We start from the raw sequence: 11,627 nt of genomic DNA, 5'->3' as shown, positions 1-11,627 counted from the left end.
CCGGGTGATCTACCGCCTCCTGACTTTGCGACTGCGCTGGTACAGCGAGGCCACCGCGTTGCTGCTGCTGCGCCGGTGGCAGGCGATCGTGCTCGTCCTGGGCGTGTTCGGCGGCTCGCTGCTGGTGGAGTCGTCGCACCTGGTGCTGGCGCTTCTGGACGAGCGCCATGGCCTGGCCTGGCGCCTGGGCGCGATCGGCCTCTGGCAGGGCTGCTGGTGCCTGTGGGCGCTGATGCAGATCGACCAAATCCGCGGCGGCCGGTTCCGCGACTTCGCGCAGTCGCTGCCGCTGACGCCGCGGCACTGGCGCGCGACCGACCTGCTAGTGCTGCTGGTGTCGAACACCCCCCTGCTCCTGCCGTTCTTCGCCGCCGCCTTCGTCCTAGGCGCGCGGCAAGGCCTGTCCTGGGAGGCGCTCAGGGGCGGCCTGTTGATCGTCTTCCTGCTAGCCTCGCAGTTCGTCTGCCAGCTGTCGGCCATGCAGGGGCGCATCCGGGGCTTGGGCGCCCTGGTGGTAGCCGATGTGTGGGTTGCCGGCGCGCTGAGCATGCACGGACCGATGGCCGCTGCCTTGCTGGCGCCGGCCGCCACTGGCGCGCTGTGGAGCCTGTGGGGCGAGGTGCCGGCGCTGCCGCTGGGCGCAGCCGCGCTGTTCAGCCGTGTGCACCGGCTCTGGATGTCACTGTCGCGGCGTCTCATCGCGAGGCTGCCGCCCTTGATCCGCCTGGCGCTGGCGATCCTGTATCGGCAGCATCGATCTTCGATGTTCGGCAAGCTGTTCAGCTGCCTGCTGGTGGTCTTCGTGGCCGAAGGCCTGATGTCGATCTGGGCCTACGACGGTCGCAGCCTGCCGATGGCGCTGATCGCCGCCGGCCTCGTCGCGATGAGCATCAGCGGCCTCTACCGCCACCTGCAGATGGCGCACGACGAAGCACGGCCGTTCACTGCGGCACTGCCCATGCGGCGCGGCTGGACGGTGCCGGGAGACACGCTGGCCGTGCTAAGCTTCGGCTTGCCCTTCGTGCTGGCCATGGTCGGCCTGTTGTGGTGGCACGCCGCGCTGTCCGCCGAACTGGCTGCCGGCTTCGTGTCCAGCTTTGCCTTGCTGGTGGTGGTGCTGCGCCGGCCCCAGCTCAGTTCCAGCCGCAACGCCGTCTTGAGCACCGCCCTGGTGGTCGGCCTGTGGACCTTCACGGCCGCAACGATCCTTCTCCCTTGATCACGATGCTGCTCCGCTTCCAAGATGTTTCCAAGACCTTCGGTTACCGCAAGGTACTCGACCGGATGAGCCACGCCTTCGGCCACGGCCTGTACGCGCTGCATGGACCCAACGGCGTCGGCAAGTCGACGCTGCTGTCCATCCTGGCCGGTATCCAGGAGCCCGACGCCGGCGAGATCGAGATCGCCGGCCATAACCTGCGCAGGACGCCGCTGGCGGCCAAGGCAGCGCTGTCCTACGTTCCGGACGAGTGCCCGATCTATCCCTTCATGACGGGGCGGGAATTGCTGGAGTTCGTGGCCCGAGCCAAGGGCGCGTCGATCGATCCCGACATCGAGGCCCTGGTGGACAGCTTCGCACTCGAGCCCCATCTGGATTCCCGGTACGGCCAGATGTCGCTGGGCACGCAGAAGAAGACCCTGCTCGCCGCAGCCTGGATAGGCCGCCCGACGGTCATGCTGATGGACGAGCCGAGCAACGGCCTGGACCTCGCCACCCGCGAGGTGCTGATGACCCGGTTGCGCTACATGCGCGAGCGCACGCTGGTGCTGATATCCACCCACGACGCCGAGTTCGCCCACGGCATCGGCGCCCAGGTGCTGCCGTTCTCCGAACTGCACGCACCTGCGGTACCGCCCCCGCAGGTGGCAGCATGAGCAAGGACACAGACGCGCCGACGGGGCCGCATCCGGCCGGCGGCGGCGGGCCTTTGCCTCTGGTGACGGTGATCGTTCCGGTGTTCAACGGCCAAGCCACCTTGCCGGCATTGCTGGAGTCCCTGGCCGCGCAGGACTATCGCCGCGACCGGCTCCAGGTGCTGATCGCCGACGACGCGTCGACCGACCGCACGCTGGCCCTGCTTGAACCGCACCGGGGCACGATGGAAATCGTTCGCCAGCCGGTGAATGGCGGCTCCTATGCGGCGCGCAATGCGGCGCTGTCGCGGGCGCGCGGCGAGGTGCTCGCCTTCACCGACGCCGATTGCCGGCCGGATGCCGACTGGGTGTCGAGCGGCGTGCGCGCGCTGCAGGCCCAGGGCTCGGGCCTGGTGGCCGGTGCCGTGGCCATCGAGCCGGTGGACCGGCGCTCGGCAGTCCAGCGCTACGACCAGGCCTTCGGCATCCAGCAGGCGTTCTTCGCCCGGCGCCAGCGCTTCGGCGCCACCGCCAACCTCTTCGTCGACCGCCGAGTGCTCGACAAGGTGCCCGGCTTCGACGAGCGCCTGCGCTCCGGCGGCGACAAGGCCTTCTGCGACGCCAGCGCCGCCGCCGGCCTGCCCTTTTCCTACGCGCCGGACTGTCGGGTGCGACACGCGCCGCGCAAGTCGCTGCGCGAACTCGCCGTCAAACAGGCGCGGGTGGCGGTTGGCCACGTGCGCATCTTTCCGTGCTGGTCTCGCTACCGGCTCGTGCCGCTGTCAACCATGCCCGGGGAATCCTTCGACCACGCCGCGTTCAGTCGCGAACCGGATGCCTGGTTTCGCTGGCGCTTTCGCGCCCTGTACTACGGGCTCGAACTGGTGTACCTGGCGAGCTATGCCCGCGGCTGCCTGGGGCTGTCCCTCGAAAGAACCCTTCGATGAGCTCTTCCGCAGGCCCTGCGCGCCACTTGCTGTTCGTATTGCTCGGCACCGGCGGCGACGTCTGGCCGGCGCTTGGCCTGGCCAAGGCGGCGCGCGACGCCGGGAACGAGGTCGAGGTGGCCACCTACGCGCAGTTCGAACCGGAGGTCCGCGCGCTGGGCCTGGGCTTCCACGCCATCGGCTCGCGCGAGGAATTCCTGGCAACCCTGTGCAACCCGGTCTTCTGGTCGCGGCATGGCTCGCGCCTGGCACTCGCGGAAGGGGGCTACCTCCGTCTGGCGATTCCGCGCGTCCAGGCCGTGATCAGCTCGATGCGCGAACGGCGTCCGGTCCTGGTCTGCACCCGAAACGCCTTCGGTGCCCGCTTCGCGGCGGAAATGCATGGTCTGACCTGCGTGTCGCTGATCTACAGCCCGCAGCAGCTCATCACGCCGCAGCGCATGCCCTACCCGGTGAACGGCCCGATCATGCGTGCGCTGCCGCGCTGGTACTGGCGCGCGGGCCTGCGCCTGGGCGACTGCTTCGGCATCGAACGTCTGCGCCCGACGCTCAACCAGTTGCGCGAGCCGCTGGGCCTGCCACCCATCGAGAACCTCCGCGATTGGCTGTTTTTCGGCACACCGGGGCTAGCCCTCTACCCGGCCTGGTTCGACGATCTGGCGCCACTCGCCGGTGCCGGTATCCGCCAGGGCGATTTCGTTCTGCGGCATGTTGACGAATCGGAGGTCCTGGATGATCGGCTTGAAGGCTTCCTCGATGCCGGACCGCCGCCGGTGGTGTGCACGCTGGGCACCGGCATCGCCCACGCCGCCCCGCGCTATGCACAGGTGGCGAGGGCACTGGCGCGGACGGGGCGCCGCGGCTTGTTCGTGACGCCCTTCGACGAGAACATCCCCCGCGAGTTCGGGGCCCACATCCTGCGCGTCGACTTCGCGAACCTCGCCTGCGTGCTCAGGCGTGCCAGCCTGCTGATCCACCATGGGGGCATCGGCACGGCCACCCAGGCCCTGCGGGCCGCGACGCCGCAGATCATCCTGCCCTTCTACTACGACCAGGCGGACAACGGCGACCGCGTGCGCAGGCTCGGCGCCGGCACCATGATCGAGGGCCCGGTTCCCGACGCCGAGGCGCTTGCCGAGGCGATGGAACGCTGCGGTGCCTTGCCGAGCCGGCCCCTGGAATCGCTGCGGCAGCGTATTCGCAGCGGCAGGGGCGCACAGGCTTGCTTCGAGACCCTCGAGAACCTGCTGATGCCACCGCCCCGGGCGGGCGCCGGCCGCAGCACCATGACCCAGGAAGCCTGGCAATGAGCAGGCACTACCGCAAGTACCTGGAACTCACCGGCCTGCGCAGCCGGCAGATCCTGGCCATGGTCGTCTACGCCTTGAGTGGCGGCGCACTGGGCACGGCGCTGGTGACCCTGCTGGCCGAGACCGTCAAGCGAGGCCTGCAGGAAGCCCCCGGCCCGCTGCCGATGGCGGGCTTCGCGGCCGCCTTGCTGGCCTACCTCTGGCTGCAGCGCGGTGCCGCACGACGCATGATCAGCGCCAGCGAGCACGCCTGCGAGAAGCTGCGGCAGCGCATCCTGCACGCCATCCTTCATGCGACGCTGCTCCAGGTCGAAGTCACGCCGGCCCACGTCGCGCGGCTGGCGCTGACCCGCGATGCGGTGCAGTTGAGCAGTGCGATTCCGGTCTGGGTCGCCATGCTGACCTCCATCGCCACCGTCCTGTGCACGCTGGGCTACCTGGTCTGGCTGTCGCCGCGCTCGGCCGCGGTCGTGGGGGTCGTCATCGTCATCGCCGTGCTCGCCTACCAGTTGCTCATCCGTCGCACCTTCCCACGCATGCGCGAGGCCTACGAACTCGCCAATGCCGGGATGGGTTTCGCCGACGACGTGCTGCTCGGCGTCAAGGAGCTCAAGCTCGATCCCGCCTACGCTCGGCACTTCTGGCATCAAGACCTGCAGGCGACGCTGCGCCGCGCCTCGGCCGCCTCGGTCGAGTTCAAGTCCGCGCAGCATGACGTGGGTTTGGTGGGCGTGGTGGCGTTTTACGGGCTTGCGGGCCTGGCCGCCTTCGGCTTCGCGCGCCTGCTGAAGGTGGACCCGGCCGTGGTCGGCAGCGTGGTGCTGGTGCTGATGTTCCTGCAGGCGCACATCCAGGGCGTGGTGCAGCGCCTGCCGACATTGGCCGATGCGGGGCTGGCACAGGCCCGCATCGAGTCGATGCTGCAATCGCTGGAGTCGAGCAGCGAAGACCTCGGTGCCACAGCGGCAGAGGCGTCGCCCGCCACCGATTGGCGGACGCTGCGCCTGGAGGCAGTCAGCTTTTCCTACGCGGCCGAACCCGGCGCCAACGGCTTCAGCCTGCGCGAGGTCGACCTCGAGATCCCGCGCGGCGCCACGGTCTTCATCGTGGGCGGCAATGGCAGCGGCAAGACCACACTGGCGAAGATCCTGCTGGGGCTGTACCGCCCGCACATCGGCAGAGTCTTGCTCGACGACGTGCCCCTGGACGACGCCAGCGTGCTGGCCTACCGCAGCCAGTTCTGCTCGGTCTTCAGCGACGTGCACCTGTTCCGACGGGCGCCGCAGAGCGATCCCGGCTTCGACGATGACTTGCTGCGGCGCATCCTCGGCGAGTTGTCGCTGCCCTTGCGCCTCGATGCCGAGGGGCGGCTGGACGTGCGTGCGCTGTCGCAGGGCCAGAAAAAGCGCATGGCCTCGGCTTTCGCGATGACCGACCGCCGGCCCTTGTGCCTGTTCGACGAGTGGACCGCCGACCAGGACCCCGAATTCCGCCGCTACTTCTACGAAACCTTCCTACCCCGGCTTCGCGAGGAGGGCCGCACGGTCATCGTCATCACTCACGACGACCGCCAGTTCCACCGCGCCGACCTGCTCGTTCACCTCGATGCAGGCCGGATCGTGGACGTCCGTCGCCAGGTGCAGGCCTTGCCGTTCACCTAGAGCGCAAGCCTTGCCGACACCGCCGCCTGAGCGGCTGCGGCACACCCGAAAACCTGAGAGGAGGTCCCATGAACGTGACGCTGTCCCTCGGCCATCTGGCCGTCATCGACGACTATCTGCCGCCCGGGGAGTTCGAGGCCTTGTCCGACCTTGTCGCCTCGCGCCGCTATCCGACGCGGCTGAAGTTCCTGCGGAGCAGCGAGATCCGCTACGCGATGAACAGTGCGATACACCTCACCGACAAGGGGCGCGCCCTGGTCGGCGCCGTAGCCCGCGAAGCCGCGCGGCGCCGCGTCCTGACCGCACTTCCCGCAGGCGATGCGGCTGACGCGGTAACACGCCGTTTCGACGATGTCAGGGAGTTGCTTCAGTCGACGGTCGGCCCTGCGGACGATGCCTGGCTGGGCTACACGCGTGGCTTCTTCCGTTCGACGGCAGGCGCCAGCATGGGCTGGCACAACGACGAGAAGGTCTACAGCGGCGCCTACGTCTTTTATGCTTCCAAGCATTGGGACGCGGACTGGGGCGGTGAGTTGTGCGTTCGGCCGCCGCTCGAAAACATTTCTGGCTTGTCGCCCACACAGCGGCTAGATGCGCTGGACCACGGCCAGTACATCTTCCCCCGCCCAAACCGGCTGGTCTTGATCCGTGGCGGGACGCCGCACCGCGTGAGCCCGGTGACCATCTGGGCCCAGGCGCCCCGCTACACCGTCACGGGATTCTTCGTCAACAGCGCAGGCCTGCTCGAACAGGAAAGGGAACTCCGGCTGCGCTATCTCGACACGTCGCGGGTGCGCAGGGCCGCCATTGACCTGGGCATGCGCCTCATGCGCGGCAGAACCTGACGGCGCCCGCGCTGCCCGCGCCGACCGAACTTTTCCAACTCCTCGCTGATCTTGCCGTGTCACAAGAGTTGCGTTGCGCTTGCTCTGCCGCACCTGGGGCAATCCACCGAACTTAAGCCGCCCGCTTGTATGACTGAGAAGGATGGGGCTTGGAGTGAGCGGGGTTTCTGGGCCTGGAGCGCCCTAGGATGTGTCGAGTCCAGCAGCGCGAGAGCGTGATCACCCAGTCATGAAAGCCTTGAGCGATACCGCTCGCGACCAGCAGCATCGAGCCGATGCTGCGCGAGAAGGGGTCCCCTCGTTTTCAGTGCAATAACTGGCGGTACGCAAAGCTAGCACTGGCGCGGGGGTGGTCTGGGTAGATCGTTGATTTCATTAACTTTCCTGTTCACTTTCAAATCTGCGATTCGTGGCGTCAAACCGAGGTCGGTTTCATCCATTGGTGCCAGTTATCGGTGCATTTGGCCGCGAAGGCAGGATTTGGTCGGCGTACCGGTCAACCGGGAAGCGAAACACACCCCGCAAGTTGATGCTCTCCAGCCTGGTGGGCGCAATCTTCCCGATCAGTTCCGGCGGAATCACCTGACGGCGGTTCGACCAACGATCCAGAACTGCCTGCATTTGTGAGGTATTCCACGCCATCACGATGTTGGCCATCAGGCTCAACGCATCGGCCACTGCCTGCATTTCGTCCACGCGCTTGGCCTGTGCCGGGCTGATCCGGCCGGTATAGATGGCGCGTTTGAGGGCGTTGACCGCCTCGCCCCGGTTGAGCACCCGGCGCAACTCGTTCCTGAAAGCGTCCTTGAATCGCCCCGGGTTTCGTGGAGGCTCCACACTTTGAGAAGATGGAGCCATGAGCAAGAAATCAAACCGTTTTTCACCCGAGGTGCGCGAACGCGCTGTTCGCATGGTGCTCGAACACCGAGGCGAGTACCCCTCCCTATGGGCCACCATTGAGTCCATTGCACCCAAGATTGGCTGCGTGCCGCAAACCCTCAACGACTGGGTTCGACAGCACGAAGTTGATGCTGGCATGCGCGATGGCGTCAGCTCTGACGAGCGAGCTCGCATCAAAGACCTAGAACGCGAAGTCAAGGAACTGCGCAAAGCCAACGAAATCCTCAAGCTGGCGAGTGCTTTTTTTGCCCAGGCGGAGCTCGACCGCCGACTCAAGTCCTGAGGGACTTTGTTGACCAAAACCGCGGGGCCTATGGGGTCGAGCCGATTTGCAAAGTGCTGCAAATCGCCCCGTCTGGCTACAGGTGCCATGCTGCCCGCAAACGCCAGCCAGAACTGCTTTGCGCCCGGGCCAAACGTGATGAAACGCTGATGCCTCAGATCAAAGCCGTCTGGCAGGCCAACATGCAGGTCTACGGCGCTGACAAGGTCTGGCACCAGATGAATCGTGAAGGCACCAAGGTGGCGCGCTGTACGGTCGAGCTGCTGATGAAACGTATGGGATTGCACGGCGTTCGCAGAGGCAAGGTCGTCCGCACCACGGTGTCAGATAAAGCAGCGCCGTGCCCGCTGGACCGGGTCAACCGTCAATTCAAGGCCGATCGGCCCAACCAGCTGTGGGTGTCGGACTTCACCTATGTCAGCACTTGGCAGGGCTGGCAATACGTGGCCTTCGTGATCGATGTATTTGCCCGGCGCATCGTGGGCTGGCGGGTGAGCAGCTCCATGCGCACGGACTTTGTGCTCGATGCACTGGAGCAAGCCTTGTTTGACCGGCAGCCTGAGCGCTCGGATGCTTTGATTCATCATTCCGACAGGGGGTCCCAATACGTTACCATTCTCTACACCGAACGCCTAGCTCAAGCTGGGATAGAACCCTCGGTGGGCAGCCGTGGCGACAGCTACGACAACGCCTTGGCAGAGACGATCAATGGGCTGTACAAGGCCGAATTGATCCACCGCCGTGCACCCTGGAAAACCAAGGAGGCACTGGAACTGGCAACCCTGGAATGGGTCGCTTGGTTCAACCACCACCGACTGCTGAGCTCGATTGGGTATATTCCACCGGCTGAAGCTGAGGTGAACTACTATCGGCAGCTAGCCGGGAAGAACGAGACCGAAGTCTCAACTTAAACCAACTGGCCTCCACGAAACCCGGGGCGATTCAATCTCTATAACTACATGGAGTGTTGCAATGAAAATCACAGTCATAGGATCAGGTTATGTGGGCTTGGTCACAGGCGCTTGTTTGGCCGATTTGGGCTTCAAAGTCGTGTGCATGGACAAAGACGAAGACAAGATCAAGTCCTTGCAAGACGGAGAAGTGCCGATCTACGAACCAGGTCTGAAAGAGCTTCTTAACCGCAACCGGGCAGATGGTCGTATTCGCTTCACCCACGATGCTTGTGAGGCCATCGAGCATGGCGACATTGTGTTCATTGCGGTTGGAACGCCACCGTCTGAGGATGGCTCTGCCGACCTTGGCCATGTGTTGTCTGTGGCCAGCACCATCGGCCGTTACCTCAAGGGTTTCAAGTTGGTGGTCAACAAGTCCACCGTGCCGGTGGGAACGGCCGACAAGGTTCGTGCAGCCATTTCTCATGAATTGACTCACCGCGGTATGTCTATGGACCTGTTCGATGTCATCTCCAATCCCGAGTTTCTCAAAGAGGGTGCAGCCATCGACGACTTCATGCGGCCAGATCGTATCGTGGTGGGTTTGGACGACGGCCCCCACAAAGCGCGAAGCCAACGCATGATGGGTGATTTGTACGCCAGCTTCAATCGGCATCACGCCCGCACCGTATGGATGGATGTGCGCAGTGCGGAGTTGACCAAGTACGCGGCCAATGCGATGTTGGCTGCGAGGATTTCATTCATGAACGAAATCGCCAATTTGGCCGATGTGCTGGACGCCGATGTGGACCATGTTCGCCGTGGCATCGGTGCCGACAGTCGAATTGGCTACAGTTTTTTGTATGCCGGTTGCGGTTATGGGGGCAGTTGTTTCCCAAAGGACGCGCAGGCTTTGGTGAGTGCTGCGAAGGCCCATGGTCACAAAATGGCCGTGGTTTCTGCAACCGAGTGGGTCAACGAGCGACAAAAGACGGTGTTGGTTGAACGTTTGGTTCAGCGGGTCGGCTCGAATTTGACGGGTCGAAAAATCGCAATTTGGGGATTGGCATTCAAGCCCAACACAGATGACATGCGAGAGGCACCCAGCCGCTTGGTGATTCGTCAACTTTTGGAGCTTGGTGCCCAAGTTTGTGCTTTTGATCCAGTGGCTGGTGAGCATGCCATGTTGGCTCTGACCCAGGATATGAGTCCAGATGTTTCGCTGCTGAAGAATTTTTCATTGGCATCCACAGACATGCTGGCGCTCGAAGGTGCGGACGCATTGATGGTGTTGACCGAATGGAAAAATTTCCACAACCCTGATTTCGAGGCGATGAAATCCTTGATGCGAAAACCGTATATTTTGGATGGCCGAAATCTGTACAACCCTGAGGCATTGAGCGAACTGGGTATTGCGTACCAAGGTATTGGTCGCCGCAACGACTTGGCGCAATGGCTTGATTTTGCTGACAGCAAGGACATGCATCCGACAGACCACGCTGTGGATGCCTGAAAGCTTTATTGGGCTAACCCTTGCTCAATATTGGGTGGATTTGCTGACAACGCTTCTTGGAAATAGGGCGGCTTTTTTTGAAAGAGAAAAATAGCCAAGCTGGTAGGCGCGCCTGCTGAAATTCGCTTTGACTGTGCCTCATGTCTTGCTGTCCAGTGCAGTGAGGCCCTTGGCCGATGCGTTATCCCAGTGGTATGTCATGTCGGTGATGGGTTGGTTCAAGATCATGGCAATGGTGATTTTGTTACACAGCAAACCCATGCTGGTTTGATCCTGTAGCCAAGTGCCTACTTGCAGGGACTGTTTGCACTGGGCGTGATCGGAAGTGCCTTCATGGTTTCATTCCATCGGACGGGCTAGGGGACCCGCCAATGGTTGGTCATCATGGTGATGGTTGAGCCATCCCTTGGGGCGCGTTGCCGTGCCATGGTTGATCTCTTGTCGTCGCGCCGCATCAAGTGCGTGAATGCTGGTGCAGAACTTGGCGCAGGAGTTGTTCTACTTGGGTGGCAATCGAAGACCATTCCCACTTGAGGGTGCTGGTGTGGGCGTGAGACCGTGCGTCTTTCAAGAGCTCAATGCGTTGGCTGATGGCCAAGGCTCTCAATACAAACAGCTGAGCGTCTTCGCCCTGGACCAACCAACCATTTCGCCCATCCTCGATGGCCTCTTGGGCGGCAGCGCAGTCAAATGCCAAAACGGGCGTGCCACTGGCCAAAGATTCCAGTGTGACGTTGCCAAAGGTTTCAGACAGACTGGTGAACAAAAAGAGATCGGCGCTGGCATACGCAACAGCGAGCTCAGGCTGCGTGCACATGCCCATGAAAACAGCATCTGGGCATTCGGTTTGAATTTTGGATCGGTAGGGTCCATCACCGCAAAAAACCAATTTGACTTTTCGATTGTTTTGCAAAAGAGCTTTGTAGGTCTTGACCGTGAGGTCCAAATTCTTTTCGGCGGCCAGCCTGCCGACGGACAACAAGACCACGGTCTCATCATCGGCTTGCCAAGTTTGACGCAAATGGGCACAGCGCTTGTCTGGGTTGAACAAACGGGTGTTCACCCCCCGGCCCACGGTGTGCAAATGATGAAAGCCAAGTTGTTCGAGTTGTTCACGCATGGCATGGGTTGGAACCATCGTGCATTGGGTTCTGTTGTGAAATTTTCGCAAATAGGCCACGATGGGTTTTTGCAGCCAACCCACACCATAGTGCTTGCTGTAGCTTTGAAAATTGGTTCTGAAATCTGAAGAAACCGGCAATTTCAGGACGCGGGCGGCTTGCATGTTGCCGCTGATCTAATATTGACCACCTGTGCCGATTGAATTTTGACCAGGGGCTTGAGCCAGCTTTGATGTCCGCTGGCTGTGGATAACTATAAGTTCAATTGTCGTCCTGCAGCTCCTTTCTCTCCGTTTTTCT

10 protein-coding genes, 1 pseudogene and 1 other annotated feature are annotated in these 11,627 nt (G+C 62.9%); of the genes and pseudogenes, 8 read left to right on the top strand and 3 right to left on the bottom strand.

Features of this window, described 5'->3' with window-relative positions; all coding sequences use genetic code 11:
* Nucleotides 1-4 precede the first annotated feature (4 nt).
* The 6 genes from B9Z45_RS13245 to B9Z45_RS13220 all read left to right on the top strand — a co-directional run bounded on the left by B9Z45_RS13245 (nt 5) and on the right by B9Z45_RS13220 (nt 6,617).
* Nucleotides 5-1,219: a hypothetical protein gene (locus B9Z45_RS13245; protein WP_108407698.1), complete on the top strand. Its 1,215-nt coding sequence runs from the start codon at nt 5-7 to the stop codon at nt 1,217-1,219.
* Between the two features lie 5 nt (nt 1,220-1,224).
* Nucleotides 1,225-1,875, top strand: coding sequence for an ABC transporter ATP-binding protein (locus B9Z45_RS13240; protein WP_108407697.1), 651 nt, complete (start codon nt 1,225-1,227; stop codon nt 1,873-1,875).
* Complete coding sequence (locus tag B9Z45_RS13235) at nt 1,872-2,801, top strand: glycosyltransferase family 2 protein (RefSeq protein ID WP_108407696.1); 930 nt, start codon at nt 1,872-1,874, stop codon at nt 2,799-2,801. The genes B9Z45_RS13240 and B9Z45_RS13235 overlap by 4 nt, the downstream gene beginning before the upstream one ends.
* Nucleotides 2,798-4,111 carry a glycosyltransferase gene (locus B9Z45_RS13230; protein ID WP_108407695.1) on the top strand — a complete coding sequence of 438 codons (1,314 nt, stop codon included), beginning with the start codon at nt 2,798-2,800 and terminating at the stop codon, nt 4,109-4,111. Before B9Z45_RS13235 ends, B9Z45_RS13230 begins: the two co-directional genes overlap by 4 nt.
* Complete coding sequence (locus B9Z45_RS13225; RefSeq protein WP_108407694.1) at nt 4,108-5,772, top strand: cyclic peptide export ABC transporter; 1,665 nt, start codon at nt 4,108-4,110, stop codon at nt 5,770-5,772. The genes B9Z45_RS13230 and B9Z45_RS13225 overlap by 4 nt, the downstream gene beginning before the upstream one ends.
* A gap of 68 nt (nt 5,773-5,840) precedes the next feature.
* The gene (locus B9Z45_RS13220) at nt 5,841-6,617 is read left to right on the top strand and encodes a 2OG-Fe(II) oxygenase (RefSeq protein ID WP_108407693.1); all 777 of its coding nucleotides are present in this window, start codon (nt 5,841-5,843) and stop codon (nt 6,615-6,617) included.
* 432 nt (nt 6,618-7,049) lie between these two features.
* On the opposite strand, the pseudogene B9Z45_RS13215 reads toward B9Z45_RS13220, so the two are convergent.
* Nucleotides 7,050-7,424, bottom strand: a pseudogene (locus B9Z45_RS13215) (Tn3 family transposase); the annotation flags it as partial.
* Nucleotides 7,425-7,473: 49 nt separating this feature from the next.
* Between B9Z45_RS13215 and B9Z45_RS13210 the strand changes: the two are divergent.
* Nucleotides 7,474-8,711, top strand: a protein-coding gene (locus tag B9Z45_RS13210; protein ID WP_108407692.1) for an IS3 family transposase whose coding sequence is annotated in 2 segments (ribosomal slippage) — nt 7,474-7,765 and nt 7,765-8,711 — 1,239 coding nt in all. Because the reading frame shifts where the segments join, the coding sequence is not laid out codon by codon here.
* Nucleotides 7,755-7,871 (top strand) — a sequence feature (AL1L pseudoknot). (Overlaps the previous gene by 117 nt.)
* 61 nt (nt 8,712-8,772) lie before the next feature.
* Nucleotides 8,773-10,206: a UDP-glucose/GDP-mannose dehydrogenase family protein gene (locus B9Z45_RS13205; RefSeq protein WP_108407691.1), complete on the top strand. Its 1,434-nt coding sequence runs from the start codon at nt 8,773-8,775 to the stop codon at nt 10,204-10,206.
* A 138-nt stretch (nt 10,207-10,344) separates the two neighbouring features.
* Here the strand turns inward: B9Z45_RS13205 and B9Z45_RS17540 are convergent, their stop codons facing one another.
* Together B9Z45_RS17540 and B9Z45_RS13200 are read right to left on the bottom strand one after the other, a co-directional pair.
* Entirely contained in the window at nt 10,345-10,467 is a 123-nt protein-coding gene (locus tag B9Z45_RS17540) for a hypothetical protein (protein WP_255562016.1), read from the bottom strand.
* A gap of 193 nt (nt 10,468-10,660) precedes the next feature.
* A complete protein-coding gene (locus B9Z45_RS13200) occupies nt 10,661-11,491 on the bottom strand; it encodes a glycosyltransferase (RefSeq protein ID WP_233252200.1) in 831 nt (276 codons plus the stop codon).
* Nucleotides 11,492-11,627 lie beyond the last annotated feature (136 nt).

It is taken from the genome of Limnohabitans sp. 2KL-17 (assembly GCF_003063415.1).
Classification (GTDB): domain Bacteria; phylum Pseudomonadota; class Gammaproteobacteria; order Burkholderiales; family Burkholderiaceae_C; genus Limnohabitans_A.
Note: the sequence above shows the minus strand (reverse complement) of the source record. Positions and strands in the feature narration are given on the sequence as shown.

What these genes read in the sequence shown, in the direction of transcription:
- B9Z45_RS13240 (WP_108407697.1), top strand. Translation starts at nt 1,225, where the DNA reads ATGCTGCTCCGCTTCCAAGATGTTTCCAAGACCTTCGGTTACCGCAAG.
- B9Z45_RS13235 (WP_108407696.1), top strand. Translation starts at nt 1,872, where the DNA reads ATGAGCAAGGACACAGACGCGCCGACGGGGCCGCATCCGGCCGGCGGC.
- B9Z45_RS13230 (WP_108407695.1), top strand. Translation starts at nt 2,798, where the DNA reads ATGAGCTCTTCCGCAGGCCCTGCGCGCCACTTGCTGTTCGTATTGCTC.
- B9Z45_RS13225 (WP_108407694.1), top strand. Translation starts at nt 4,108, where the DNA reads ATGAGCAGGCACTACCGCAAGTACCTGGAACTCACCGGCCTGCGCAGC.
- B9Z45_RS13220 (WP_108407693.1), top strand. Translation starts at nt 5,841, where the DNA reads ATGAACGTGACGCTGTCCCTCGGCCATCTGGCCGTCATCGACGACTAT.
- B9Z45_RS13205 (WP_108407691.1), top strand. Translation starts at nt 8,773, where the DNA reads ATGAAAATCACAGTCATAGGATCAGGTTATGTGGGCTTGGTCACAGGC.
- B9Z45_RS17540 (WP_255562016.1), bottom strand. Translation starts at nt 10,467, where the DNA reads ATGGGTTTGCTGTGTAACAAAATCACCATTGCCATGATCTTGAACCAA.
- B9Z45_RS13200 (WP_233252200.1), bottom strand. Translation starts at nt 11,491, where the DNA reads ATGCAAGCCGCCCGCGTCCTGAAATTGCCGGTTTCTTCAGATTTCAGA.